This window comes from Janthinobacterium pasteuri, assembly GCF_051380775.1.
GTDB lineage: Bacteria > Pseudomonadota > Gammaproteobacteria > Burkholderiales > Burkholderiaceae_D > Janthinobacterium.
This window is the reverse complement of sequence record NZ_JBNYXS010000004.1, coordinates 93476-120244: the sequence shown is the minus strand read 5'-3', so window position 1 is coordinate 120244 and position 26769 is coordinate 93476. Positions and strand designations below refer to the sequence as shown.

General features: G+C 62.3%; 24 protein-coding genes. 8 read left to right on the top strand and 16 right to left on the bottom strand.

Annotated elements, in window-relative coordinates:
* Positions 1-10: 10 nt before the first annotated feature.
* Both ACQ4WN_RS06235 and ACQ4WN_RS06230 read left to right on the top strand, forming a co-directional pair.
* Positions 11-610 (top strand): hypothetical protein, encoded by a 600-nt coding sequence (locus ACQ4WN_RS06235; RefSeq protein WP_436550735.1) that lies wholly within the window; start codon positions 11-13, stop codon positions 608-610.
* Between the two features lie 36 nt (positions 611-646).
* Entirely contained in the window at positions 647-1237 is a 591-nt protein-coding gene (locus ACQ4WN_RS06230; RefSeq protein WP_436550734.1) for a hypothetical protein, read from the top strand.
* A gap of 188 nt (positions 1238-1425) precedes the next feature.
* Here the strand turns inward: ACQ4WN_RS06230 and mmsB are convergent, their stop codons facing one another.
* From mmsB to ACQ4WN_RS06205, 5 genes are read right to left on the bottom strand one after another with little or no spacing between them, the layout of a single operon-like run.
* The gene (mmsB, locus tag ACQ4WN_RS06225) at positions 1426-2331 is read right to left on the bottom strand and encodes a 3-hydroxyisobutyrate dehydrogenase (protein ID WP_436550733.1); all 906 of its coding nucleotides are present in this window, start codon (positions 2329-2331) and stop codon (positions 1426-1428) included.
* A gap of 23 nt (positions 2332-2354) precedes the next feature.
* Positions 2355-3470: an enoyl-CoA hydratase/isomerase family protein gene (locus tag ACQ4WN_RS06220; RefSeq protein ID WP_436550732.1), complete on the bottom strand. Its 1116-nt coding sequence runs from the start codon at positions 3468-3470 to the stop codon at positions 2355-2357.
* Complete coding sequence (locus ACQ4WN_RS06215) at positions 3463-4248, bottom strand: enoyl-CoA hydratase (protein WP_436550731.1); 786 nt, start codon at positions 4246-4248, stop codon at positions 3463-3465. Before ACQ4WN_RS06215 ends, ACQ4WN_RS06220 begins: the two co-directional genes overlap by 8 nt.
* Positions 4245-5405, bottom strand: coding sequence for an acyl-CoA dehydrogenase family protein (locus ACQ4WN_RS06210; protein WP_436550730.1), 1161 nt, complete (start codon positions 5403-5405; stop codon positions 4245-4247). The genes ACQ4WN_RS06215 and ACQ4WN_RS06210 overlap by 4 nt, the downstream gene beginning before the upstream one ends.
* 9 nt (positions 5406-5414) lie before the next feature.
* Positions 5415-6935: a CoA-acylating methylmalonate-semialdehyde dehydrogenase gene (locus tag ACQ4WN_RS06205; protein WP_436550729.1), complete on the bottom strand. Its 1521-nt coding sequence runs from the start codon at positions 6933-6935 to the stop codon at positions 5415-5417.
* 158 nt (positions 6936-7093) lie between these two features.
* On the opposite strand from ACQ4WN_RS06205, the gene ACQ4WN_RS06200 reads away from it, so the two are divergent.
* Positions 7094-8476 (top strand): short-chain fatty acyl-CoA regulator family protein, encoded by a 1383-nt coding sequence (locus tag ACQ4WN_RS06200; RefSeq protein ID WP_436550728.1) that lies wholly within the window; start codon positions 7094-7096, stop codon positions 8474-8476.
* Between the two features lies 1 nt (position 8477).
* Here the strand turns inward: ACQ4WN_RS06200 and ACQ4WN_RS06195 are convergent, their stop codons facing one another.
* The 7 genes from ACQ4WN_RS06195 to ACQ4WN_RS06165 are packed head-to-tail and all read right to left on the bottom strand — an operon-like array spanning position 8478 to position 15400.
* Entirely contained in the window at positions 8478-9533 is a 1056-nt protein-coding gene (locus ACQ4WN_RS06195; protein WP_436550727.1) for an adenosine deaminase family protein, read from the bottom strand.
* Between the two features lie 25 nt (positions 9534-9558).
* Entirely contained in the window at positions 9559-10503 is a 945-nt protein-coding gene (locus tag ACQ4WN_RS06190; protein ID WP_436550726.1) for a nucleoside hydrolase, read from the bottom strand.
* A gap of 19 nt (positions 10504-10522) precedes the next feature.
* A complete protein-coding gene (locus tag ACQ4WN_RS06185; RefSeq protein ID WP_034778812.1) occupies positions 10523-11554 on the bottom strand; it encodes an ABC transporter ATP-binding protein in 1032 nt (343 codons plus the stop codon).
* A 13-nt stretch (positions 11555-11567) separates the two neighbouring features.
* Positions 11568-12347: an ABC transporter permease gene (locus ACQ4WN_RS06180; RefSeq protein ID WP_070290842.1), complete on the bottom strand. Its 780-nt coding sequence runs from the start codon at positions 12345-12347 to the stop codon at positions 11568-11570.
* Complete coding sequence (locus tag ACQ4WN_RS06175; protein ID WP_426053837.1) at positions 12344-13183, bottom strand: ABC transporter permease; 840 nt, start codon at positions 13181-13183, stop codon at positions 12344-12346. Before ACQ4WN_RS06175 ends, ACQ4WN_RS06180 begins: the two co-directional genes overlap by 4 nt.
* Before the next feature lie 21 nt (positions 13184-13204).
* Positions 13205-14227 carry an ABC transporter substrate-binding protein gene (locus tag ACQ4WN_RS06170; protein WP_282408243.1) on the bottom strand — a complete coding sequence of 341 codons (1023 nt, stop codon included), beginning with the start codon at positions 14225-14227 and terminating at the stop codon, positions 13205-13207.
* A gap of 57 nt (positions 14228-14284) precedes the next feature.
* On the bottom strand, positions 14285-15400 hold the full coding sequence (locus ACQ4WN_RS06165; RefSeq protein ID WP_436550725.1) for a porin: 1116 nt from the start codon (positions 15398-15400) through the stop codon (positions 14285-14287).
* Positions 15401-15626: 226 nt separating this feature from the next.
* On the opposite strand from ACQ4WN_RS06165, the gene ACQ4WN_RS06160 reads away from it, so the two are divergent.
* Positions 15627-16544 carry a LysR family transcriptional regulator gene (locus tag ACQ4WN_RS06160; RefSeq protein ID WP_436550724.1) on the top strand — a complete coding sequence of 306 codons (918 nt, stop codon included), beginning with the start codon at positions 15627-15629 and terminating at the stop codon, positions 16542-16544.
* An 86-nt stretch (positions 16545-16630) separates the two neighbouring features.
* Here ACQ4WN_RS06160 and rsmA read toward each other — a convergent pair whose 3' ends face one another.
* The 4 genes from rsmA to ACQ4WN_RS06140 form a co-directional block, all read right to left on the bottom strand.
* Positions 16631-17410: a 16S rRNA (adenine(1518)-N(6)/adenine(1519)-N(6))-dimethyltransferase RsmA gene (rsmA, locus tag ACQ4WN_RS06155; protein ID WP_436550723.1), complete on the bottom strand. Its 780-nt coding sequence runs from the start codon at positions 17408-17410 to the stop codon at positions 16631-16633.
* 51 nt (positions 17411-17461) lie between these two features.
* On the bottom strand, positions 17462-18511 hold the full coding sequence (gene pdxA / locus ACQ4WN_RS06150) for a 4-hydroxythreonine-4-phosphate dehydrogenase PdxA (RefSeq protein ID WP_436550722.1): 1050 nt from the start codon (positions 18509-18511) through the stop codon (positions 17462-17464).
* A gap of 19 nt (positions 18512-18530) precedes the next feature.
* Positions 18531-19925 (bottom strand): peptidylprolyl isomerase, encoded by a 1395-nt coding sequence (locus ACQ4WN_RS06145; protein WP_436550721.1) that lies wholly within the window; start codon positions 19923-19925, stop codon positions 18531-18533.
* A 109-nt stretch (positions 19926-20034) separates the two neighbouring features.
* Positions 20035-22272: an LPS-assembly protein LptD gene (locus ACQ4WN_RS06140; RefSeq protein WP_436550720.1), complete on the bottom strand. Its 2238-nt coding sequence runs from the start codon at positions 22270-22272 to the stop codon at positions 20035-20037.
* A 98-nt stretch (positions 22273-22370) separates the two neighbouring features.
* Here ACQ4WN_RS06140 and ACQ4WN_RS06135 point away from each other — a divergent pair, with 98 nt between their 5' ends.
* The 4 genes from ACQ4WN_RS06135 to ACQ4WN_RS06120 are packed head-to-tail and all read left to right on the top strand — an operon-like array spanning position 22371 to position 26686.
* Entirely contained in the window at positions 22371-23438 is a 1068-nt protein-coding gene (locus tag ACQ4WN_RS06135) for an aminoglycoside phosphotransferase family protein (protein WP_436550719.1), read from the top strand.
* A gap of 45 nt (positions 23439-23483) precedes the next feature.
* Positions 23484-24212 (top strand): N-acetylmuramate alpha-1-phosphate uridylyltransferase MurU, encoded by a 729-nt coding sequence (gene murU / locus ACQ4WN_RS06130; RefSeq protein ID WP_436550718.1) that lies wholly within the window; start codon positions 23484-23486, stop codon positions 24210-24212.
* Positions 24209-25534 carry a Xaa-Pro aminopeptidase gene (pepP, locus tag ACQ4WN_RS06125; protein WP_436550717.1) on the top strand — a complete coding sequence of 442 codons (1326 nt, stop codon included), beginning with the start codon at positions 24209-24211 and terminating at the stop codon, positions 25532-25534. Before murU ends, pepP begins: the two co-directional genes overlap by 4 nt.
* Before the next feature lie 9 nt (positions 25535-25543).
* On the top strand, positions 25544-26686 hold the full coding sequence (locus tag ACQ4WN_RS06120) for a UbiH/UbiF/VisC/COQ6 family ubiquinone biosynthesis hydroxylase (RefSeq protein ID WP_436550716.1): 1143 nt from the start codon (positions 25544-25546) through the stop codon (positions 26684-26686).
* Positions 26687-26769: the final 83 nt, after the last annotated feature.

Below are 26769 nucleotides of genomic sequence, written 5' to 3'. Positions count from 1 at the left end.
TGGAGAATGTATGAAAAATTTGTACCTGCGCTCGATGCTGGCGGCGGCTTGCGCCGCCACACTGGCAGCTTGCGGCGGCAGCGGCGGCAACCTGTATCTGAGTGGTCAAGTCTCCAATCTGGCAAAAGATGGCCTGATTCTCTTGAATGACGGAGAAAGCTTGAAGGTTCCTGCGGGCCAGAGCAACTTTGTGTTCACCAAGCTGATCAAGACCGATGACCGCTACAATATCACCATTGCGCAACAGCCCAAGGGTGCCGTTTGCAGCATTACCAACGGCAGCGGCAAGGCAACGAGCTATTCCGTGAGCACGGCCTATGTCAGCTGCACAACCAACACCTACCCGCTGCGCGGCACGATCACGGGCCTGAGCGCTGGCGGCTTGCGCCTGGTGATGAGCCCCAACGGCACCAGCCCATTGGCTGACACCGACTCCTACACATTCGCGGCGGTAGCTGACGGTGCCCCATACGCTATTGCCGTACTGACTCAGCCAGCAGGTCTGAAGTGCCGCTTCCAGGGTTCAAAGAGTGCCGACGGCAGCGATACGGTCGGCACGATGGGCTCTGCCGCCACCACCGCGGCCACACTCGACTGCCTGCCGCAGTAATCCTTGCGATCCGTCACCTATTTTTTGGAGAAATACATGAAGTTATCCTGCTTGCGCCCACTCGCCGCGCTGCTGCTGACCCTGGGACTGGCCGCTTGCGGCGGCAAGGCCTCGTATGATGTCAGCGGCACGATCAGCAACTTGAACAACAATGGCCTGGTCCTGGCCAACGGCGGGGAGAACCTCCCGGTTGACGCCGGCCAGACCTCGTTTACCTTCAAGAAGCGCATCGACTATGGCACCGACTACAACATCACCGTGCAAACCCAGCCTGCCCACATGACTTGCGGCATCGCTGGTGGTTCCGGTTCGGCTGGCCATTACATCAATATCAGCGCCGCTGTTTCTTGTTCGCAAAACAGCTATACCGTGGGCGGCACGATTTCCGGCCTGACGGTGGACGGCTTGGTGCTGATTAACGGCAATACAACAACCACGGTGGCCAAGGATGCCAAGACCTTCGTCATGGCCTTCCCTGTCGCCGATGGCACCACCTATAACGTTAGCGTCTCCACCCAGCCGAAGGGTCTGCTGTGCGTCGTACAGCCTGGCACAGGCGCTGGCACCATGGGCAGCGCCAACATCACCACCGTGCAGATCGCTTGCACTGCAGCCGCTGCAACCTAAGTAAGTTGTACCTGGCAGCCGGACAGCGACTGCCAGGACGAGATATCACAGAAATATATAGTTGATATTCAAAAGATAAATTGGAGTTATATGTGGCGATGCAGCATAATGCATCTGTCTCCTCCAACTCTTCCAAGAATTGGATTTAGCCCGCTTTTACCAGCGGGCTTTTTTTTGCCCAAAATTTCTCAGGCGGCAGGCGTTTGCAAACCAGGCTGCAGCATGTGCACGATGCTGGAGAAATCCTGCTGCGCATAACCGGCTTGCGCATGCATCTGGTACAGCTGGCGCACCAGGCCGCCCAGGGGCGTGGGCGCGTTTGCCGACAAGGCCGACTGCTGCGCCAGGCCCAGGTCTTTCAGCATCAGCGCCGTGCCGAAGCCGCCCGTGTAATTGCGCGACGCGGGCGTGCCGTCCATGACGCCGGGCCACGGGTTGTACACTTCCAGGGTCCAGTTGCGGCCCGAACTCTTGGCCATGATGTCGGACAACACTTTCGGGTCCAGGCCATGCGCCACGCCCAGGTTCAGCGCCTCGGCCGTCCCAGCCATCAAGATGCCCAGCAGCATGTTGTTGCAAATCTTCGCCACCTGGCCGGCGCCCGCCTCGCCCGCATGGAAAATATTTTTGCCCATCTTTTCCAGCAGGGGCCGCGCCTGCTGCAAGGCCGCTACGCTACCGCCGACGATGAACGTCAGGGTGCCGGCCGCCGCGCCCGCCGTGCCGCCCGAGACGGGCGCATCGAGCATGGCAAAGCCCCGCTCGCTGGCTGCCTGCGCCACCTGCCGCGCCACGTCGGCGGCGATGGTGCTGCAATCGATGATCAGGGCGCCAGGCTTGGCCGAATCGAGCACGCCACCAGCGCCCAGGTACAGATCCTGCACGTGCTTGTTGGCTGGCAACATGGTGATGACGGCGTCGGCCGTCTGCACGGCCGCGCTGGCCGATGCGGCCGCCGTGGCGCCCGCTTCGACCAGCGAAGCCACGGCGGCTGGCGCCAGGTCGAACACGGACACATGGAAGCCGGCGGCCACCAGGTTGCGGGCCATCGGCGCACCCATGTTGCCTAGGCCGATGAAAGCGATATGTTGCATGGTGAAAATCTCCTGTTGTTCTTTTAATGTAGGTCGCGCAAAGGATGGCTATCCCATGGCGCAGTGAAATACTCGTCCAGATACGTGTCGCTGACCTCGGCCAGACTGGCCGGCTGCCATTGCGGCGCGTTGTCCTTGTCGATCAGCAAGGCGCGCACGCCTTCGCTGAAGTCTGCGTGGGCACAGCATTGCACGGCAACAATCAATTCCAGCTGAAACACTTGCGCCAGGCTCAGATGACGCGTGCGTACACGCATTTCCCACACCAGGGCGGCCGAACTGGGCGCGCCCTTGTCCAGTGAGTGAGCAGCCTTTTGCAGCCAGGCCGAATCGCCATCATAGGCGGCTATGGCGGCCACCACTTCGGGCAAGGTGGGCGCTTGCGTCAAGGCAGCGATGGCGTCAAAGTTGGCGCGCACTTCGGACACGGGCAGCATGGACACCGGGGCCGAGAAACCGCGCAGCAAGCGATTCAGTTGCTGGTGATTCGCCGGCGCGCTGGTCTGCCATTGCGCCAGCGCCAGCGCATCGAGCAGCATGGCACGCTCTTCCTGGCGCAGGAAGTAATCGCCCAGGCCAGCAAACAGCGCATCGGCCGCGTTCATCGGCGCGCCCGTCAAACCCAGGAACAGGCCGCTGCGCCCCGGCATGCGGCCCAGGAACCAGCTGCCACCCACGTCGGGGAACAAGCCTATGGTGATTTCCGGCATGGCGATGCGCGTGCTTTCCGTCACCACGCGGTGGCTGGCGCCCGCCATCAGGCCCAGGCCGCCACCCATGACGATGCCGCCGCCCCACACCAGCAGCGGTTTCACATACGTATGGATGCGGTGGTCGAGCCGGTATTCCTCTGCAAAAAAGGCCAGCGCCTGCGGGTTCGGCACGACACCGGGCTGGTCAGACACGGCCGCACGCAGGCTGCGCACGTCGCCGCCGGCGCAGAATGCCTTGTCGGTCGACGACTGCAGCACCACGCAGGCGATGGCGTTGTCAGCGGCCCAGCGCACGAGGGCGCCATCGATGGCGCGAATCATTTCCAGGGTCAAGGCATGCAGGGATTTCGGCGCATCGAGGGTGATGATGCCCAGCTTCATGCCGCCCGGGCAGTCGCGCTCTTCTATCTTGACGGTCTCAACCATTCTTCCACTCCGCCGCACGTTTTTCCAGGAACGCTTGCACGCCCTCTTTCTGGTCTTGCGTATCGAACAGCCCCAGGAACAGGGTGCGCTCATCGGGCAAGGAATTGACCAGCGGATGGCTGCGCGCGCCCTGGATCAGGGTCTTGCATGCCGTCACGCTGCTGGGGCTCTGGCGCGCCACCTTGGCGGCCAGCGCCAGCGCCGTGGCGGCGGCCTTGCCGGTTGGCACAACTTCCTCGACCAGGCCGATGGCCAGGGCCTTGGCCGCATCGACGCGCTCGCCGCACAAAATCATGCGCTTGGCCCAGCCTTCGCCCACCAGCCACGGCAAATGCTGCGTGCCACCCGCGCACGGCAGCAAGCCGACGGACGCTTCCGGCAAAGCCATCTGCGCGTGCTCCTCGGCAATACGGATGTCACAAGCGAGCGCGCATTCGAGCCCGCCGCCCATGGCATAGCCATTGATGGCGGCGATGCTGACGCCGCGAAACGCGGACAGCGCTTCGAAGGCCTCGCCAAACGCGGCGGCCATGGCAAAAGCCGTGTCCTTGTTGCCATCGGCAAACACTTTCAGATCGGCTCCCGCCGAGAAGAACTTGGCGCCGCCGCCCGTGATCACCAGCGCATACACGTCCGGGTCGGCATTCAGGTCGGCCACCAGCTGCGTCAGCGCGTTCAGGCTGGCCAGGGTCCACGTGTGGGCGGGCGGGTTGTCGAGGGTCACCAGGGCCGTATGGCCGCGGCGTTCCAGCAACAGGTTGGTATACACTTTGCTCATCGTAAGGTCTCCGTGGCGCCGTCTTTCAAAATCGCTCGCGCGACGATCAGGCGCATGATTTCATTTGTCCCTTCCAGGATTTGATGCACGCGCGTGTCGCGCACATGGCGCTCAAGCGGGTACTCGCGGATGTAGCCATAGCCGCCGTGCAGCTGCAGCGCATCGTTGGCCACATTGAAGCCCACATCCGTGGCGAAACGTTTGGCCATGGCGCAATATGCGGTGGCGTCCGGGCTTTCCTGGTCCAGTTTCCAGGCTGCCAGGCGCACCATCTGGCGCGCCGCCACCAGTTCCGTCAGCATGTCGGCCAGCTTGAATTGCAAGGCCTGGAATTGCGCCAGTTCGCGGCCGAACTGCGTGCGCTCCTTCATGTAGGCCTGCGCGCGCGTGAGGGCCGCCTGCGCCGTGCCCACCGAGCACACGGCGATATTGATGCGCCCGCCATCGATGCCCTTCATGGCGATGGCAAAGCCTTCGCCTTCCGCGCCCAGCAAATTGCCAGCAGGCACTTTCACCTGGTCGAAACTGATGATGCGCGTGGGCTGGCTGTTCCAGCCCATCTTTTCTTCTTTCTTGCCATACACGATGCCAGGCAAATTCGCCGGCACGGCAAACGCGGAAATGCCCGCCGCGCCCTCGCCGCCCGTGCGCGCCATGACGATCAGCATGTCCGTCTGGCCCGCGCCCGAGATAAACGCTTTCGTGCCGTCCAGCACGTAGAAATCGCCAGCCCTGACGGCTTTGGTGCGCAGGGACGCCGCGTCGGAACCAGACTGCGGTTCCGTCAGGCAATAGCTGGCCAGCTTCTGGCCGGCGGCCAGGGCAGGCACCCACTCGTCGCACAGCGCTTCCTGCCCCCAGCGCGACAGCATCCAGGTGGCCATGTTGTGGATGGTGATGTAGGCCGTGGTCGAGGTGCAGCCACCGGCCAGCTCCTCGAAGACGATGGCCGCATCCTGGCGCGACAGGCCCAGGCCGCCCCAGCGCTGTGGCGTGTACAGGCCGCAAAAGCCCATCTCGCCCGCCTTGGCTATCGTTTCCACGGGGAAGATCGATTCCGCATCCCAATGCGCCGCGTGCGGCGCCAGTTCGCCTTCGGCAAACGCGCGCGCCGCCTGCTGGAACTCGCGCTGCTCGTCGCTCAGTTCAAAGTCCATGGCAGCTCCTTATTTCAGGCTGATGGTGGTGTTGACCTTGCCCACCGACGCCGCGTCCGTGAACCAGCGCTGGGTGATGGTTTGCGTCTGCGTGTAGAACAGCACGACTTGCTTGCCGAACGGACCCAGATCGCCCAGTTTCGAGCCGCGCGAACCCGTAAAGCTGAACAGGGGAACGGGCACGGGAATAGGCACGTTGATGCCAACTTGGCCCACGTCGATTTCTTCCTGGAAATAGCGCGCGGCCGCGCCGCTTTGCGTAAACAGCGCCGTGCCATTGCCGTTCGGATTCGCGTTCACCAGGGCAATCGCTTCATCCAGGGTATCGACTTCGACGACGATCAAGACGGGGCCAAAGATTTCCTGGTCATACACGACCATGCCGGGTTTCACGCCGGACAGAATCGTCGGTCCGACGAAGTTGCCGTTCGGATAGCCATCCACCTTCACATCGCGGCCATCGAGGGTCAGCACGGCACCCTGCTCGATGCCCTTGGCGACCAGGCTGAAGACGCGCTCTTTCGCCGCGCACGAGATGACCGGGCCCAGGTCCGGATTGTCCTTGCCCGCGCCGACCGTCAAGGTTTGCGCCTTGGCGGCCAGTTCCGGCAGCCACTCGCGCGCTTCGCCCACCAGCACGGCGACGGAAGCGGCCATGCAGCGCTGGCCGGCGGCGCCGAAGCCGGCACCCAGCAACTGGTTCAGGGTCTGCTCTTTATTGGCGTCCGGCAAGACGACAGCGTGGTTCTTGGCGCCCATCATGCATTGCGCGCGCTTGCCATTCAGGCTGGCGCGCTGGTACACATGCGTGCCCACCTTGCTGGAGCCGACAAACGAAATCGCCTTGATGTCCGGATGGTCGCACAGGGCGTTGACCACGTCTTCGCCGCCATGGATCACGTTCAGCACGCCAGCCGGGATGCCTGCCTGCAAGGCCAGGCGCACGAGTTTTTCCGTCACCAGCGGATCTTGCTCCGATGGTTTCAGCACAAACGTATTGCCGCAGGCAATCGCCATCGGGAACATCCATAAGGGGATCATGGCGGGAAAATTGAATGGAGTGATGCCGGCGCACACGCCCAACGGCTGCATCACGCTGTAGGTATCGACGCCACCGGCCACGTTTTGCGCGTATTCGCCCATCTGCAGGGTACCGATATTGGCGGCATGCTCGACCACTTCCAGGCCACGGAACACGTCGCCTTCCGCGTCGAGCAGGGTCTTGCCCTGTTCCATCGTCAGGGTAGCGGCCAGGTCGGCCATGTTTTCGCGGATCAACTGCTGGAGTTTGAGGAAAATGCGCGCGCGGGCACCGATCGGCGTCTTGCGCCAGGTCTTGAAGGCGCGCTGGGCCGAGGCGATGGCGGCATTGACTTCGTCCGGCGTGGCGAACGGTACCTTGGCCAGTACTTCCTGGGTGGCGGGGTTGACGACATCGCGCCAGACGGTGGTTTGGGATTCAAGCCACTCGCCATTGATCAAGAGGGGAACGGTCGGAACATTGATAGCTGCAGCGTTTTGCGTGGTCACTCGGTGTCTCCTGGTTTTATGGATAGGTCTGTTTGCATTATTCGCACATCCCCCGCCGCAAACAAGACGTGAAAATGCGAGATAATGCGAAGCTGAATCTGTTAATCTGCAAATATTGTAAATTTGCAGATTCCACAAAGCGGGGAAGAGGAAACGCGATGGCAAAGGTTTTCATGGGCGTGCGCCTGCAGCGGCTGCGCGAGGAACGGCGCATGACGCAGGTGGCGCTGGCCAAGGCCCTGGGCATTTCGCCCAGCTATCTGAACCAGATGGAGCGCAACCAGCGCCCGCTGACGGTGCCGATTCTGTTGCGCATCGGCACGGTGTTAGGGGTCGATCCGCAAATCTTTTCCGAACACGACAGCGCCAGCCTGGTGGCCGACGTGCGCGACGTGTTCGGCGAATTGCCCGACGCGCCGCCCACCTCGATGGCCGAGCTCAAGATGCTGGTGGAAAACATGCCGGAACTGGCCCGTTCCATCCTGCTGCTGCAGCGGCGTTACCGGGTGATGGCGGAACGGGCTGACACGTTGGCCGCGCGCCTCGATGACGGCAGCCGCGGCGCCAGCTCGGCGGCGCCCTCCACGGACGAGGAAGTGCGCGAATACCTGAACCGGCGGCAAAACTATATCGATGAACTGGACCGGGCGGCAGAGCTCGTGGCCGGTGAATTCGATCCCGCCCTGCGCACGCTCGACGCGTTGCAAAGCCGCTTGCTGGCGCGCCACGGCATCCAGGTGCAACTGTCCGATGGCGACGCGGGCATGGTGCGCAAGCACCGCTTTGACGCCCAGCAACACATATTGTGGCTGCCCGACACCTTGACGGGCGGCCAGCGCGCCTTCCAGATGGCGGCGCAAATCAGCCTGCTCGAGCACAGCGACCTGATCGATGCGCTGGTGCTGGCGGCGGGATTCTCCGGCGCGGCCGCACAAACGAGCGCGCGCCTGGCGTTTTCCAACTATTTTGCCGGCGCCCTGTTGATGCCGTATCAACGCTTCCTGCAGGCGGCGGAAACGCGCGCCTACGATATCGAGCGCCTGGCGCACCAGTTCGGCGTGGGTTTCGAAGCCGTGTGCCACCGCCTGAGCACCATGCAGCGCCCCGATGCGGCGGGTTTGCCATTTTTCTTTGTACGCGTCGACCGCGCGGGCAATGTGTCGAAGCGCCAATCGGCCACGGACTTTCACTTTTCAAGGGTGGGCGGCACCTGCCCCCTGTGGATCGTGTATGACGCCTTCAGTCATCCGGGCCAGGTGCTCACGCAAGTGGCCAGCATGCCCGACGGCTGCACCTATCTGTGGATCGCGCGCCAGGTCAGCACGGCCTCGCCAGGATTCCGCGCGCCAGGCAAAACCTTTGCCGTGGCGCTGGGCTGCGACATCTCGCAGGCGCACCGGCTGATTTACTCGAAGGGACTCGATTTGCACGACCCTTCCAGCGCCACGCCCATCGGCACGGGCTGCAAGGTGTGCGAGCGGCAGGCGTGTCCGCAGCGGGCGTTTCCCTCGCTGCTGGCACCGCCACCGGCGTCGGCCTGATTTACTCGACGACTCTTGCCCGCAAGGCGTCGAATTCACGCGCAAATTGCGCGCGCCAGTCGCGCCGCGTGGACTCAGCTATCCAGGCCGCGTCCAGACCATTCAGCATGAAGCCGCGCATGTCATCGAGGCCAAAGCCGAATTCGCGCATCATCATCCAGGCGCCAGTCGGCGTCACGTGGTGCAGGGTCGGGTCGTCCGTGTTCGGATGCAGTTTCAAGCCCAGCTTGGCCATGGCGCGGATCGGGTGATCGAGGGCCCAGCGTTCAGGCGTCAGCGTGCGCAGATAATACGAATTGGTCGGCACCACGGTAAACACCAGTCCCCGCTCGACGCAGCGCTGCGCCAGTTGAGGATTGTCGACAATCGTGTAGCCATGGTCGACGCGGTCCACCTGCAGTTGCTCGATGGCCGTCTCCACGTTCATCCACGGCATGCCGAATTCGCCCGCGTGCGCCGTGCATTTGAAGCCTGCCTCGCGCGCGGCGCGGTAGGCTTCGATGAATAGCTCCGGCGGACGGTCGTTTTCGCGGTAGTCGATGCCGATGCCGATCACTTCCGGCGCGCGGTGCGCCTTCATCCATTGCACCATCTGCACGGCTTCTGCGGGAGCGGCTTCGCGGTCGATGCTGGGGATCAAACGGCCGATCACGCCAAAATCGCGCTGCGCGTCGCGGATGGCGGCGACGATGGCGTCTTGCGCCGCGTCATAGCGGATGCCCGACACGCGCACGGTGCCAGTCGGATTCCAGAAAAACTCCGCATAGCGCACGCCGTGGCCATGCACGTCTTCCAGGTATTCGTAGGCGAGACAATACAGGTCAGTCGGCGAGACGATCAGGTGCGCGTCAAGTGCGCGCAGCACGCGCAGCACGCCAACGGGCTTGTCGCCGCGCGTATAGAACGCATCGATTTCCTCGGCGGTGACGACATTGCCCGCCTTCGCGGCCAGCGCACGGAAAGTAGCCTGGCGCACCGTGCCAAACAGGTGGCAATGCAGCTCCACCTTCGGCATGGCGCGTAAAAACTGTTCGATGCTCAGGGGGGAATTAGACATGAAGCTCGTTTCGTAGTGAAGTGGGTCAGACGAGAATGGCGGCCAGGCGGCGCATCAGGCACTCGATGGCGGCCGGGCCATCGGCCAGCATCGCCACCTGCGTGTTGATGGCGGCGCGGCGCGGCACGCGGAACTCGCACACCGTCATGCCGCGCGTCAGTTCGCCCGTCAATTCGATGGCCACGTGGGCGCTCTGGAACTGGAACAGCCGCGGCGCTTCCAGGTACAGGGCCACCACCGGGTCGTACATGGGCATGGGCACGGAACCGTCGGTACTGCGGATACGCACATACGCTTCCAGGTAGCCGGCCAGACGCTGCGCGCGCGGCGTGCCGATGGCGCGCAGGCGCTGCACTTCCGCATTCGTCACCAGCAGCTGGCGGCACAGGTTCAAGCCGAACATGCGCAGCGGGATGCCGGACTTGAAGACCTGGGCGGCCGCTTCCGGGTCCGCATAGATATTGAATTCGGCCGCCGCCGTATGATTGCCCTGGTCGGTGGAGCCGCCCATCAGGATGATTTCAACGATCTTGCCGGCGATGTCGGGGGCCCGGGTCAGTGCGGTCGCCAGGTTGGTCATCGGCGCAATCGCCATGATGGTGATCTGGCCAGGGTGGGCGCGCACGGCCGCGATCAGCGCATCGACGGCGTGGCCGGTAGCGTCGCTGGCGGCGCCAGGCGGCAGGATCTCGCCTGTTGTCGGCATGCCGCTGTCGCCGAGGATGCGCTGCGCCGTCTCGATGACGCCGGCCAGCGGTTTTTCGCAGCCCCGATAAATGGGCACCGTCAAGCCATCATGGGCCTTGATGCGCAAGGCATTGTCGTAGGTGATATCGACGGGCGCATTGCCCGCCACCACGCTCACGCCCAGCCACTCGATATCGGGATTGCTGCCCAAGAGCAGCATCGTCAGCCAGTCGTCGAAACCGGGATCGGTATCGAGCCAGATTTTTTTCAAGGCTTGGGTCATGATGCTTTCCATTAAGAAATCACGCGCCTAGCCACAGGGCGCTGTCGGACGGCAGTACGAAGGACACGGCCGTGCCTTCGCGCCAGGCGGCGCCACCGGCTGCGCAAATACCCTTGACCTGGCCCAGCGGCGTTTGCAGCAGGTATTCGACGGTGTCGCCGAGGAAGCCCCGTGCCAGCACGGTGCCAGGATACTGTCCTGCCGCGTCGTCGGCGGCGCAGACGCGCACCTTGTCCGGCCGCCAGCCCAGCACCGTGGTGCCGGCAGCGACGGGCGATGTGTACGGCAGGCTGGCACCCGCGTGGTGCAGCGCGCCATCGCGGTAGTCGAACAGGTTTTCAAAGCCCATGAAATTGGCGACAAAACGCGTCGACGGCGTATTGAAGACGGCTTCCGGCGCGGCCAATTGCTCGATGCGACCGCCGTTCATGACGACGATGCGGTCGGATAGCGCCAGCGCCTCTTCCTGGTCGTGCGTCACGTACAACATGGTGATGCCCAGTTCGCGCTGGATGCGGCGCAATTCGGCACGCATCTGCACGCGCAGCTTGGCGTCCAGGTTCGACAACGGCTCGTCCAGCAGCAGCAGGGCCGGCTCGACGACGATGGCGCGCGCCAGCGCCACGCGCTGTTGCTGGCCACCCGACATCTGCGCCGGCAAACGGGTTTCAAAACCGGTCAGTCCCACGGCGGCGATCACGGCTTCCACTTTCGTTTTCAGCAGGGCTGGCGCGACCTTGCGCAGGCGCAAGCCGAAAGCGATGTTGTCGTACACGTTCAGGTGCGGGAACAGCGCGTACGACTGGAACACCATGCCGATATTGCGCTTGTTCGGCGCCAGCTTGCCGATTTCGCGGCCATCGAGCACGATGCGGCCCGACTGCAGCGGCATCAGGCCGGCGATGGCGCGCATGGTGGTGGTCTTGCCGCAGCCGCTGGGGCCCAGCAGGGAAATCAATTCGCCCTGCTCGACGTGCAGGTCCAGGTCTTTCACGGACGTCGTGTTCTTGGCGTAGCCGAGGTTCAGCTTGTGCAGTTCCAGATAACTCATCGTATGTTGCCTCTTACATGTATTTAGAAATGCCCAGCACCTTCTCGGTCACCATCACGAAGGCCATGGTGAACAAGACCAGCAAGGTCGACAGGGCAGCGATCGATGGATCGAAACTGTTTTCCATATGCCCCAGCATCTCGATCGGCAAAGTGCTGATGCCCGGCCCCGTCAGGAACAGCGAGACGGGCACCTGATTGAACGAGGTGACGAAGGCGAGGAAGAAGGCGGCGATCACGGCGTTGCGGATATTCGGCAGCACGATCATGAAGAACGCGCGCAGACGCGACGCGCCCAGGGTGATGGCGGCATCCTCGATATCCACGCGCAAATTCACCAGGCTGGCGTACACCACGCGCACCGAGTACGGAATCAACAGCGCGATGTGGCCGATCAACAGGCCCACATACACGGGCGCATTGATGGTCAGGACCAGGTGGTGCAGCAAGCCCAGGCCGACCAGGATGGCGGGAATGATCAGCGGCGACGTCAGGATCTGGCGGATGGCGCCGATGCCTGGCGGCGGCATGCGCGAAAACGCATACGCGACGGGAATGCCCAGCAACAGCGCGATGACGGTGGCGATCAGGCCGATTTCCAGGCTGGTCTGGAAGGCGCGGCGGAACTCGGGCGCCGCCCACACTTCGAGGATCCAGCGCAGCGAATAGGACTCGGGCGGGAACGCCAGGGTTTCGCCGCCGGAAAAGCCCGCCAGCACGACGATGGCGAAAGGCCCCAGCAGGAACAAAAACACCAGCCATAAAACGGCACGTGAAAACAGGCTTTCTTTCATACGGAGCTCCGGCTCGAGGAAATACGTTTAAGGCCGGCGTTGACCAGCAGGGTCATGCAGACGAGGATGACGGCGATGACATTGGCGGCGCCGAAATCGCTCTCCACGCTGACCTTCTGGTACAGCAGGGTTTCCAGCATCAGCACCTTGGTGCCGCCCAGCAGGGCCGGCGTCACATAGGCCGTCACGCAGCCCGTAAACACCAGGGTGCCGCCAACGACCAGGCCTTCCTGCGTCAGCGGCAGGGTGACCTTGCAAAACACTTGCCATGGATTGGCGCCCAAAGTCGCCGCAGCCGGTTCCACGTCGCGCGGCAGGTTTTCCAGCGCGCCCGCCAGCGACATCAGCATCAAGGGCAGCAGCAATTGCAGCAGGCCCACAAACACGGCGAACTCGCTGAACAGCAAACGCAGGGGCTCGTCCGTGAAACCCATGTTGACGAGCGCCGCGTTGAGGGCGCCGTTACGCCCCAGCAAGACGATCCAGGCATAGGTACGCGCGATCGGCGAGACCATCAGCGGCAAGATCATCATGCCCACTACCAGCCCGCGCCACTTCGGCGACACGCGCGCCACGGCTTGCGCTGCCGGATAACCGAGGATGATGGAGGCCAGCGTCACCAGCGCGGCGATGCGCAGGGTGCGCCAGAAGATGGTGCGGTTGAATTCCTGCGAGAAAAATTCAATGAAGCGGTCGACGCCCCACTGCATGCCGTCGCCGACGCGGAAGGCGTCGACCAGCAAGGCCAGCACAGGCAGCAGGAAGCAGACGACGATAAAGATCAGCGCAGGCAGGACCAGCAGCAGTCCCAGGCGCTTTTTTGGATCAGCAAACATGGTGTTTTCTCCTCGTCACCACTATTTGCTCATGGCCTTGTTCCACTGCGTCATCCAGTTGCTGCGCTGCTTGAGGATGGTTTCCGGTTTGACGAATTTCAGCGAGCTGATTTGATCGGCGCCATAGGTATTGAATTGCGCGGCGGCCACCGACAGGCGCACGTCCTTGTTGACGGGCGAGTCGACCAGGTTGGTCGCCAGCTGCGTCTGCACTTCCTTGGACAGCCAGAAATCCATCAGCTGGTAAGCCAGGTCCGCATTCTTCGAACCGGCAACGATGCCCATCACGTTCATGCCTGCCGCCTGGCCTTCGGCCGGGATGCTCCACTTCAGGGGCAGGCCCGTCTTGAGCATTTGCGACCAGGTAAAGCGCGCCACGGGTGCGGCCCAGATTTCATCCTGGGCGAACAGGGCGGCCAGCTGCGCGCTGTTTTTCGAGAAGGTGACGACGTTGCCCTTCATGCCAACGATCTTGGCAAAGCCGGTGGCGTAGTCGTCCGTCTTGCCGCCCCAGGCCGCATCGGCCATGCGCAGCATCAACGGGCCCTGCGTGGTGCTCACGTCGGGGAAGGCCACGCGGCCCTTCAGTTCGGGGCGCCACAGGTCCTTCCAGGAGGTCAGCGGGGCAATCTTGTCGCTGCGGTACACCAGGCCGACCGAGTACAGGGTGTAGCCGACGGCGTAATTGCCGCCGATGGGGTTTTTCGCCACGTCGTACAGGGCTTTGTAATTGCTCAGCTTGGCATAATCCATGGGCTGGATCACACCCTTCTGCGCCGCTTCCAGCATGCCGGAATCGGACAGCAGCACCAGGTCGATCACCGGGTTCTTGCTGTGCACCACCAGCTTGGCGATGCGGTCCGCGTTATTCCCCGTTTCCACCTTGATATCGCAACCGCATTTGGCCTTGAACGGCTCGTACACATACTTCATGAACAAGGGCTGGGCAATCGGATAGGCCGAAATGACCAGCTCGCGTTTTTCCGCGTGGGCGGCGTTAGCCAGCAAGCCTAGGCTCAACGCCAACATGAGGTGCTTTTTCAAGATGCTTCCTTTCAGGGGGCGGCGCTGCGGGACAGCGCCTGTAACGATGAATCAGACTCAGAAATAATGTCGCATGCCGACGATCAAGACGCTTTGCGTCTTGCCGCCCGAGGCGCCGAAACCGAACACGCGGGCGAACGTCGCATCGCCGGCCGCTTTCTGGTAGCTCCAGGTGACGGCGACATCGGTGCGCTTGGACAGGAAGTAATCGGCCTGGAAGTTGACCTGATGCCATTTCGGCGTCTTGTTGATCACGTCGTATTTACCAGTGGTATAAAAATACGACGCGCCCAGGTTCAGTGCTTCCGTCAGCTTGTGGTTCACGTTCAGGTCCACGTTTTGCAAGGTCAGATTGCTTTGATCCAGGTAGTGGTAGCGCACGTTGGTGTACAGCGCGCCAAACTTGGTCCTGCCCACATTATAAAAGCCTCCCGTGCCGGCGATGGCCTGGCTGTCCACGCCGGCGCCCTTGACGGCGCTCTTGTTGAAGATCAACAGGGAACTGCCGTAGTCGTTGCCGATGGCGCCATTCGGCGCGTCCGGGCTGTTCGGGTGGTCCATCCTGGTATAGGCGACGGCCCAGCTGAAGGCATCGACTTTGTAGCCGGCGCCCATGCTGTAGACGCGGTTGCGGTTGGAGTCTGCCGGGTTCTCGCTGAAACCGTACAAGCCCGTGAACGACAAGTTGCTGATGTTCGGGCTGACATACTTGACGGCATTTTGCACGCGCAGGTTGTTGTAGCCATTGTCGTTGTCGCCGATGTGCACGCCGTTACTGGCGATGACCACCGGGCCCAGCAGGTCCTTGACGGCTTCGTACTGGCGACCCAGGGTCAGGGTGCCCTTGTCATTGCTCGACAGGCCCACATACGACTGGCGGCCGAACAAACGGCCGCTTTGCGCAGCCGTGCCCGTCATGACGTTAAAACCGTTTTCCAGCACGAAGATGGCCTTGGTGCCGTCACCCAGGTCTTCCTGGCCGCGGAAACCGATGCGGGGATTCTGATTCGTGCCGCTCAGCGCATGCGTGCGGCTGCCGTTACCCTCGTCCGACACATAGCCGATACCGGCCGACAGCAAGCCATACACTTGCACGCTGCTTTGCGCCTGCGCCGCGCCCTGCGCCGCCAGCAAGCCACCCACCACCATCGTTCCCGTCATCCATTTGTTCATCGCCGCCACCCTAAAAAGAATAAACCCTGAGTTTTTTGGAATTATTTTATTGATGCATCCCTTGCCCGGTGCGCCGCCGCGACTGGCGGCACCGCATTCCAGGCTCTTCTCCTGAATACTATTGCTTTCAAGACAAGTAAAGACCAGTCCAGAATATGGTAAATTGCGGGATAAGAAAATTTGTTTATTTTTATAAATCCATTACTTTTTCTAATAAGCAGCGCCCATGCATGAACTGAGCAAGAAGATTTCCTTACGACATTTACAAGCGTTTTCCACCTTAGCCCGGGTAAACAGCTTCAGCAAGGCTGCACAGGAATTGTGCGTGACCCAGCCGGCCCTCAGCGCGTCGATCAAGCTGCTGGAAAATCAACTGGGAAAAAAGTTGTTTAACCGCACAACCCACCAGCTGGAATTGACGCGCGAAGGCAAGCTGGCGCTCGACTACGCCACGCATTTATTGAATACGGCGAGCAACACTTTTGCCGATATCCAGCGTGCCATCGGCAGCGGCCGGCACCGCATCCGCATCGGCGCCATCCCGTCGGCCATGGCGATGACGGCCGCGGTGGTGGCGCGCTACAGCGAGCAGCATGGCGATGAAGTGGAAATCGTCCTGTCCGACATGCCCAATGACGGCTTGCTGCACGCCTTGCATTCGGGCCAGCTGGACTTTTGCGTGGGTATCGAGGTGCCCGGTTCCGTCTCGCTGGAAAGCGTGGGCCTGTTTGAAGACGAGTTGGTGCTGGTGACGGCGGGACGCCATGCGCTGGCGCCGCTCAAGGAAGTGCGCTGGGAGCAACTGGCCGGGCAGGAAATCGTCGTGTTCACCAAAGGCAGCATCTGGGAATTCGCCTCGAGCGCACTGCGCCAGCATGGCTTGAGCCCGTCGAGCCTGTATCAGATGATCCACAGCGAGTCGCTGTATGGCGTGGTGCGCGCCGGCATCGCCGTGGGCATCATGCCCAGCCTGTACACGACTTTCCTCAACGACGAAGAGCTGCACGTGGCGCCGCTGCGCCAGCCCACCTGCAAGCGCAAGATCGCCTTGATGCGGCGCAATGAAATCAGTCGCAACCACCATGTGGACGACTGTTTTTCAGCGCTGCGCAAAGATTTACAACAGGTCGACCAGTGGTTTTGATGGTCACCGCCGGGGTCAGACCCCCACTCACGTCGACGCCTGCTCAGGCGCTGGTGGTGGAGAGGGTCTGACCCCAGCCTTGGCGATTACTGCGGTGCCTTGAGCAGATTGGCCAGCGCCACGTATTGCTCCAGGCCTACCGTTTCCGGGCGCTTGGTCGGGTCGATGCCGGCCGCCTTGATCTGCTCTTCCGTAAACATGCCGGCCAGGCAGTTGCGGATCACCTTGCGGCGCTGCGAGAAGGCCTTCATGACCACCGCTTCCAGCGTGGCCTGGTCGCAGGCCAGGCGCTCGGCCACGGGGATCATGCGCACGATGGCCGATTCCACTTTCGGCGGCGGATCAAACGCCGTCGGCGGCACGATGAACATCAAGGTCATGTCATAACGCCATTGCAGCATCACGGACAGGCGGCCATACGCCTTGCTGCCCGGCTCGGCCACCATGCGTTCGACGACTTCCTTTTGCAGCATGAAATGCTGGTCTTTCACCAGTGGCGCGAAGTCCGCCAGGTGGAACAGCAGGGGGCTGGAAATGTTGTACGGCAAGTTGCCCACGATGCGCAGCTTCTCGCCGGCCGGCACGGGGATTTGCGCAAAATCGAATTTCAGCGCGTCACCCGAGTGGATCGTCAGCTTGGCCGGGTTGAAGGTCTTTTCCAGACGCACGATCAGGTCGCGGTCCAGTTCCACCACATGCATTTGCTTCAGGTGGCGCAGCAATTGCTCAGTCATGGCGCCCAGGCCGGGGCCAATCTCGACCATGGCATCGTCCGCTTGCGGCGCGATGGCGGCCGTGATGTCGTCGAGGACGAAGCGGTCATGCAGGAAGTTCTGACCAAAGCGTTTGCGGGCAACGTGTTTCATATTCTGTTTTTCTATTCTAGAGGCGGTGTAGCGGGGTAAAACCGGTGGGTATCAGGCGCGGGTGCTGGCGCGCAGCATGTCGAGCGCCGTTTGCAGGGCCTGCTCCATGCTGTGGCAATCGGCCAGTCCCAGCCCTTGCGCGGCCAGGTCCAGCGCCGTGCCGTGGTCGACCGAGGTGCGGATCAGCGGCAAGCCCAGGGTGATATTGATGCCGCGCCCGAAGGTCGCGTATTTCAGCACGGGCAAGCCCTGGTCGTGATACATGGCCAGCACGCAATCGGCATCGGCCAGATACTTGTGCTGGAACAAGGTGTCGGCCGGGTACGGTCCGCGTGCATCGATGCCGCGCAATTGCGCCGCGGCAATCGCCGGGGCGATCACATCGATTTCCTCGCGTCCCAGGTAACCGCCCTCGCCCGCATGCGGATTCAGGCCGGTCACCAGAATGCGCGGCGCGGCGATGCCGAATTTCTGTTGCAGGTCCGCCTGGATGATATCGAGGGTGACGGCCAGGCTGTCCGGGGTGATGGCAGCAGACACGTCCTTCAAGGGCAAATGCGTGGTAGCCAGCGCCACGCGCAGGGTCGGTTCGCCATGTCCCGGTTCGCCGGCCAGCATCATCACCACTTGCGGTGTGCCGGTTTTTTCTGCCAGGTATTCCGTGTGGCCGGAAAAGGCCACGCCGGCGTCGTTGATCGTGCTCTTTTGCAAGGGCGCCGTGACCATGGCGCCAAACCAGCCGGCCTGGATCCCTTCCACGGCCGCGTCCAGGGTAGCGAGCACGGAGCGCCCGTTTTCCTTGTCCAGCACGCCAGCAATGACATTGTTAACCGTCGGAATATCGATCACGGCCAGGCGACCTGAGCCGAACTGGGGCAAGCCGTTGTTGCGCACGGCTTGCAGCGACAGCGCCGCCAGGCGAATCTCCGGGTCGATCAGGCTGGCCGTCAGCGCCAGGAAGGCGGCGTCGCCCAGCAGGATGCAGTCGACTTCATGCCGCATGGCCCAGGCGGCGCGGATCGAAATTTCCGGGCCGACACCGGCCGGTTCGCCACAGGTAATGGCGATGGCCGGGCGGCGTGATACAGGCAGGTTACTCATGCACAAATAGTCGGCAGCATTACTGGTCGTCCGCGCGGAATTCGACGTAGGCACGGTCGCGTACTTCGCGCGCCCAGTTTTCCGTCGCTTCTTCCAGCTTGCGTTCGCGCAAAGCGTTGCGCGCGGCACTGCGCTGCTTCTCTTTCGAGACGTCGTCGCTCTTGCGTTCCAGCACTTCGATCAGGTGGAAGCCAAAGCTCGATTCAATCGGCTCGCTCACTTGACCCGGTTTCAGCGCATTCATCGCCGTTTCAAATTCCGGCACGGTGTCGCCCGGATACAGCCAGCCCAGGTCGCCGCCCTTGGCCGCCGAACCGTCATTCGAGAACAAACGGGCCAGGTCTTCGAACTTGGCAGCCTTGTTATCGAGACGCTCTTTCAATTCCGACAATTTGCGCTTGGCTTCGGCAGCCGACAAGGTCGGCGTAATTTTCAGCAAGATATGGCGGGCATGCGTCTGTTGCACGGCAGCGACGGCTTGCGCCTCGGCCGCGCTACGGCGGTCCACCAGCTTCAGGATGTGGAACCCCGTGTTGCTCTTGATGATGGGCGTGATCTGGCCCGGCTTCAACTTCATCAACTGTTCCGTGAACAAAGGCGGCAAACGGTCGCTATTGCGCCAGCCAATATCGCCGCCGCTCAGCGCATCGCTGGCGTCGGAATAGGTGGCGGCCATCTTGGCAAAGTCGGCGCCCGTGCGCAACTGGCGGCTGACTTCTTCGGCGCGCGCGCGGCGCGCGGCGATCTGTTCAGGGCTGGAATTTTCCGGTATGCGCACGAGAATCTGCGCCAGGTTCAACTCGACCTGTTCGCTGGCCGCCGCTTTTTCCGCTTCCAGGAAGTTATCCACTTCGGAATCGGAAATCTGGATCTTGGCGTCGACTTCATGCTCGCGCAAGCGCTGCATGATGATTTCATCACGGATTTCTTCGCGGAAGGTCGCAAACGGCGTGCCTTCTTTTTCCATCTGGTTGCGCAGTTCTTGCACCGTCATCTTTTGCTGTTCAGCAATACGGCCAATCGCGCGGTCCAGGGTCAGGTCATCCACGCGCACGCCCATTTCCTTGGCCAGCTGCATCTGTGCGCGTTCAACAATCATGCGCTCCAACAATTGACGACGCAGGTCAGCAGGATTGGGCAAAGGCACGTTCTGCGCCTTCATGCGCTGCTCCACGCTCTTGATACGGGCCGCCACTTCATTGCGCGTAATCACATCGTCATTGACGACGACGGCGATGGAGTCGATGCTCTGGCCACTGCTCGAGGCCGGTGGCGTGAAGCCCTTGGCCGGTGCTGGGGCAGTGGCAGCGGGCTTGGCCGCAGGCGCTGGCGCAGCCTGCTGCGCCCAGACACTACTGGTCGTGGCGCCGGAAACGGCGCACAACAAAACCGTTGCAATTTTGAGTTGGTGCATACTGGCATTACGCATAATGTGTAGAGCGCTCATGAGTTCAGGTGAATAAAAAAACCGGTTTGTGCCAGCGCCGGGAACACCGGCGGCGGCAACGGCAACGGTGCGTATCTTAACGGAGTGGCTGGCTCAGTGTCTGGTAACCCGGGATGGTTTTGGTAAAAGTTTCCAGGCCATTCGCCCCCATCCCCAGGCCATTCGACAAGCCTGTCAATTCCAGCTGGAAGAAGATCGGCGTCGAGACAGTCTTGGCCGTCGTCACGAAACGCTGCGCCCCCATGCGGAACACCCAGCAATCGCCCTTGTATTCCAGGCCGACCAGGCTTTCCAACATGCTACGATCCTTGATGGAGTAACTGATGCGTCCTACGCCATACAAGCGATCCGTCAACGGCCACTGCGTCGACACCTCAGCATTGCGCAAACTGCCACGCTGGAAACGATTGCTGAAATTTAGTACTTTCTTGGCACCTGGCTGATATTGCAAGCTGTAGTTGTAACTCATCAACTGACGCTCGCTGGGATTGTACTGCACCAGGCTGTCGGCGGCCCAATTCTCCGACACGCGGCCCGTTGCTGCCAGCAGGATATCCGAACGCGACTGATTGACGGGCGTGGTCGAATTGAGCTGCACGCGCTGGTCGGCAAAATAGAAACGCTGGCCGAAGGTCAGACGCATGCGCTCCGTGCCATCCGGCTGCAGGAAGCGCGAGACCACGGCCGCCGTGACCTGGTTGGCGTCGCCGATGCGGTCACTGCCAACAAAACGGTTTTCCGTGAAGATCTGCGTCAGGTTGAAGGTGCCGTCAGCCGTATCGAAATTCGGAAACTGCGACTGGTCGCGGTACGGCGTGTAGACGTAGAACAGGCGCGGCTCCAGGGTTTGCGTGCCGCCCTTGGCGCCAAACAGATTCGTGTCGCGTTCAAACACCAGGCCGCTGTCGACCGAGAAGGTTGGCACGGCGCGCGTAAACGAAGTCGTCGGGAACAGCGCCTTGGTCCTCGCGTCATTATCCAGCTGATAAGCACTGGCATTGAGCATCAGCTTGGGCGTGATGAAATAGCCTGGGCGCATGATGGGAAAACTCACTTGCGGCACGGCCACGAGGCGCGATCCTTGCACCAGCGTAGGATGGGCGAAGCGCGTCGCTTCCGCGTCAAAGGTCCAGTCGAAGCCGCCCCAGACGTCATATTTACCAGCGTGGAAGTTCACCGCCGGCAAGCGGTCATACGGGCGCGGCACGGTCACCGAAGGATCGGGATCCTGCAGCACCTGGTAATTCTGCACGCGCGCCGTCAGGCTCCAGTCCTCGGTGCGGTAATCTGTGCGCAATTCGCGCAGCAACTGGCGCTCGGTGGCGGTGGCGACGGTTTTCGAAAAATCGTTCGGGTAATTATTGTCCGATGCGTCGCGCAGGTCCCAGCTATAGGTCCAGCCCTTGGCCAGTGCCTGCTCATGCTTGGACTTGATCATGTAGCGGTTGGTCTTGGTCTGCTTGTCGTTAGGCAAGAACTCAACCGACGTTTCGCCCTGGTACAAACCGGCATCCGTCTCGCCCATGTAGCGGCCCGTCGCACCGAGCTGGATGCCGCGCCGCTGTATGTAGCGCGGGAACAGCGTCAGGTCGCGGTTCGGCGCGATGTTCAGGTAATACGGCATCAGCAGCTCGAAGCCGTTCTTCGAAGCAAAGCCCGGCGTGGGCGCCAGCCAGCCCGAGCGGCGCGCACCCGACAGCGAAAACGAGATGCCCGGCGTACCCAGGATCGGCACGTCCTTGAAATAGATGATGGTCTTGCTGCCCGTGCCTACGTCGCGGCCCGTATCGAGGTTCAAGGTGCTCGATTTCAGGTACCAATCCGGATTCGGCCCTTCGCAGGTACTGTACGTGCCGTCGATGACATTGGCTTCGTCGGGATTGATGAAGTCGACGCGCTCGGCCTTGCCCTGGCCGCCACCCACTTCGAAGCGATATGTCGGGTTGAGCAGGAAACCCTTGCCGGTCTCCATGTTCAACTTCAAGACGTCACCCGTGTAGTAATCGCCGAAACGCCACATCTTGATATGGCCCTCGGCGTCGAACTGATCTTCAACTTGTTTGTAACAAGCTGTATCGGCCGTCATTTTTGTGGTTTTTCCCCGCTCAATCACGACATTTTGCTCGAGATTGATCTCCCTTTCGGGCCGTCCGTTCATGCTGTTTGACGTCATGACGGTGGGCGCGTCGGGATCTTCCACATGCACCGGACGCGGTGCTTTCTGGGCGTGGGCAGGCACCGTCGTGGCGGCGACGAGCGCGCTGATGGCGAAAGCCCAGCGCTGCGAAGGGGGGGAGGCCGAAAACCAGCTCATGAATTGGAAGGGGCAAGCACCATGACAGGCGATTTTTTGATTTGAATCCCTTATTATATGGGAATCTGCACCATCAACCCGATTCCACAGGCCGCTTAATGTCATTCTCTTCCAATTCCTCCACCGCGCCGGCCCAGACCGACGCTCGCCTGACCCTGTTGAAAGCCTGGTTGACCTCGCTTAACCTCGTCGCGCCCGATTCCGCCCGCCCCGCTTCCAGCGATGCCAGCTTCCGCCGCTACTACCGTCTCGATATGCTGCCCGGCAATACAACATTGCCAGGAAGTACACTGATTGCCATGGATGCGCCGCCCGAGCGTGAAAACGTGCCCGCCTTTGTCAAGGTGGCCGGCTTGCTGAAAGGCGCCGGCGTGTCCGTGCCCGAGATCATCGCGCAAGATCTGGACAATGGCTTCCTGCTGCTCTCCGACCTGGGCACGACCACGTACCTCGATGCACTGAACCACGACAATGCCAGCGTGCTGTACGCCGAAGCGCTCGAGTCGCTGATGAAAATTCAGCTGGCCAGCCAGCCGGACGTCTTGCCCGAGTTCGACCGCGCCTTCATCCTGCGCGAAATGAATCTGTTCCCGGAATGGTTTATTGGCAAGCACCTGGGCGCCACCTTGACGGATGTGCAACAAACCCAGCTGGACAAGGTCTTCGAGGCCATCACGGCGAATATTTTGTCGCAACAACAGGTATTCATGCACCGCGACTACCATTCGCGCAATTTGATGCATATCAACGATGGTTCGATCCCGAATCCCGGCATCCTCGACTTCCAGGACGCCGTCTTCGGTCCCATCACCTACGACATCGCCTCGCTGCTGCGCGACGCCTATATCCAGTGGGATGAAGAACTGGTGCTCGACTGGGTGATCCGCTACTGGCAACGCGCCAAGCAGCTGGGTTTGCCAGTCAATCCCGACATCGACGCCTTCTACCGCGATTTCGAATTCACGGCCCTGCAGCGCCACCTGAAAATCCTCGGCCTGTTCGCGCGCCTGAATTACCGCGACGGCAAGGATCTGTACATGGGCGACCTGCCAACCGTGCTCGACTACGTGCGCAAGACAGCCAACCGCTATACGGAACTCAAGCCGCTGGTGCGTTTGCTCGATGCGCTGGAGAATAAAACGCCGCAGGTCGGCTACACATTCTGATCACTTCAGAGCAATGTACAAAATAAATCAGAAAACGAGTATTCCATGAAAGCCATGATCTTTGCCGCAGGCCGCGGTGAACGGATGCGTCCGCTTACCGACACCTGTCCCAAACCGCTGCTGAAAGTGCGCGGCCGTCCGCTGATCGTCTGGCATGTGCTGAACCTGGTGCGCGCCGGCATCACGGACATCGTCATCAACCATTCCCACCTGGGCCATCTGATCGAAGAAACCCTGGGCGATGGCAGCGCGTATGGCGCGCGCATCGCGTACTCGCCCGAGACCACGCCGCTGGAAACGGCGGGCGGCATCGCCCAGGCGCGCCACTTGCTGGGCGAGGAACCATTCCTGGCCATTTCCGGCGACATCTATTGCCCCTACTTTGATTTCAAGCAAGTACTCGACGTGCTGGCCGACAAGGATGTGCTGGGCACGCCGTATCCGGCCGACCAGCGCGACATCGCCTGGGCTTACCTGGTGCCCAATCCCGACTTCCATCCGAAAGGCGACTTCGGCCTGACCTTGTTTGCGATCAACAATACGGACGACACCAAGTGGACCTTCGCCAATATCGGCGTGTACCGTCCTGAAATGTTCGACGGCATCGCGCCCGGCAGCCACGCCAGACTGGGCGACCTGTTGCGCCAGTATGCAGATCAGGGCCGCGTGGGCGGCGAAGTCTATCCGGGCGAGTGGACGAACGTGGGTACCCCAAAGCAGCTCGACGCGCTCAATGGCGGCGCCAGTACAAGCCCGAAGGCGCCTGCGGCATGATGGCCAATTACGCGGCACGGCGCGCGGCGCTGCTGGCGCAGATGCTGCCGGGCAGCGTGGCCATCCTCGCCACGGCGCCGGAAGTGCCGCGCAACAGCGATTGCGATTATCCGTATCGCCACGACAGCTACTTTTACTACCTCAGCGGTTTCACGGAACCCGACAGCGCCGTGGCCCTGGTGGCCGCCAGCGCCACGGCACCCGCGCGCGCCATCCTGTTTTGCCGCGCCAAGAACACGGAGCGCGAAATCTGGGACGGCTTCCGCCATGGCCCCGAGGCGGCGCGCGCCACCTTCGGCTTCGACGAGGCCTTCCCCATCGAGGAACTCGACGTGGAAACGACGCGCCTGCTGGCCGACGCCCCCGCCATTTACTATGCGCTGGGCGGCAGCCTCGATGCACAGGTCAAGGTCTGGCTGCACAGTGTGCGCAAGAAGGCGCGCAGCGGCGTCACGGCGCCCGCCATGGCCATTGAACTCAACGGCATGCTCGACGCCATGCGCCTGCTGAAAGACCCGCAAGAACAAGACCTGATGCGCCGCGCGGCGGCCATTTCCAGCGCGGCACACGTGCGCGCCATGCGCGCCACGCGGCCCGGCATGCACGAATACGCGCTGGAAGCGGAACTGCTGTACGAATTTCGCCGTAGCGGTGCGCAATTTCCCGCGTATTCCTCCATCGTGGCCAGTGGCGACAACGCCTGCATCCTGCATTACAGCGCCAACAACGCCGTCTTGAAAGAAGGCGAACTGGTGCTGATCGACGCCGGCTGCGAACTCGATGGCTACGCCTCCGACATTACGCGTACCTGGCCCGTCAACGGCCGCTTCAGCGGCCCGCAGCGGGCACTGTATGAACTGGTGCTGGCGGCGCAGCAGGCAGCGCTGGACATGGTGCGCCCCGGCTTGCCGCACAGCGCCATCCACGAGGCGGCCGTGCAGGTGCTGGCGCAGGGCATGCTGGATTTGAAATTGCTGGACAGGGAAAAGAGCGGTGGCGTGCACGACGTCATCGCCGACAAGGCCTACCTGCCTTTCTACATGCACGGTACCAGCCACTGGCTGGGCATGGACGTGCACGACGTGGGCGCCTACCGCGACACGGGCGCGCCCGGCAAACCGTGGCGCGCTTTGGCACCGGGCATGGTGCTGACGGTGGAACCGGGCATCTATGTGCGCCCCGGCGCGGGCGTGCCGGAGCAGTTCTGGCATACCGGCATCCGCATCGAAGACGATGTGCTGGTCACGCCGCAAGGCCATGAAGTCTTCAGCACGGCGCCCAAAAGCGTCGCTGAAATCGAACAACTGATGTCACAGGATTAGCGCCGCCGCATGCATACACCGTCCACTTTCGATCTCGCCATCTGTGGCGCTGGCCCCGTCGGCATGGCGCTGGCCGCCCTGCTGGTGCAGCGGGGCACACGCGCCGCCGGCATCGCCTTGCTCGACGCCAAATCCATCGAGCAAGCCAGACGCGACCCGCGCACCATCGCCCTGTCGCACGGCAGCCGCCAGATTCTCGAGGAAGCGGGCGCCTGGCCCGTGGCAGCGACGCCTATCCACCAGATTCACGTTTCGCGCCGCGGCCATTTCGGGCGCAGCCTGATGGACCGCAGCGAGCATGGCGTCGAGGCGCTCGGCTATGTGGCGCGTTACGGCGCCGTCGTCAGCGCGCTGGCCGATGTATGCGAGCGCCTGGGCGTGGCCAGCTTGCGCCCGGCGCTGGTGACGGGTAGCGCGGAAGATGGCGACGGCGTCAGCGTGCAGATCGAACAGGCGGGTGCCGCATCGAGCTTGCGCGCCAGCCTGCTGGTGCAGGCCGAGGGCGGCCTGTTCGGCCAGCAGCCAGAGCGCGCCGTCAGCCGCGATTATGCTCAAAGCGCCATCATTGCCCATGTGCGCGCAAGCACACCCATTGCCCATCGCGCCTACGAACGCTTCACCGACGAAGGCCCGCTGGCCCTGCTGCCGCAGGACGACGGCTACGCGCTGGTGTGGTGCGTGCCGCCGACGCGCGCCGAACAGTTGCTGGCCCTGGACGACGCAGCCTTCCTGGCGCGCCTGGGCACCGCCTTCGGCAGCCGCCTCGGACGTTTTACCCACACGACGCCGCGCCTGGCCTATCCGCTGGGCCTGAACGCACAGGCGGGCGGCACGGCGCGCACGGTCGCTATCGGCAATGCGGCGCAAACCCTGCACCCGGTGGCAGGGCAAGGCCTGAACCTGGGCTTGCGCGACGCCGCCGTGCTGGCCCGCTTGCTGGCGCAGGACAGCAGCCCGGCGGGGCTGGAACGCTACGCCAGTCTGCGCCAGGGCGACCGGGGGCTGACCGTGCGCGTCACCGACACCATGGCGCGCATCTTTACGGGCAGCGCGCCCACGCAAGGCTTGCTGGGACTGTCGCTGGGCTTGCTAGACGTTGTCAGCCCTGCGCGCAAAAGCTTAGCGGAACTGATGATGTACGGCCGCCGCTGAGGGCGCACAAGGGGGCCATGGCGTTGTTGCCATGCCTTGCCGTACTAATCGTACTGTCTTCGGCAAGGCGCCTAGCCCTGCCC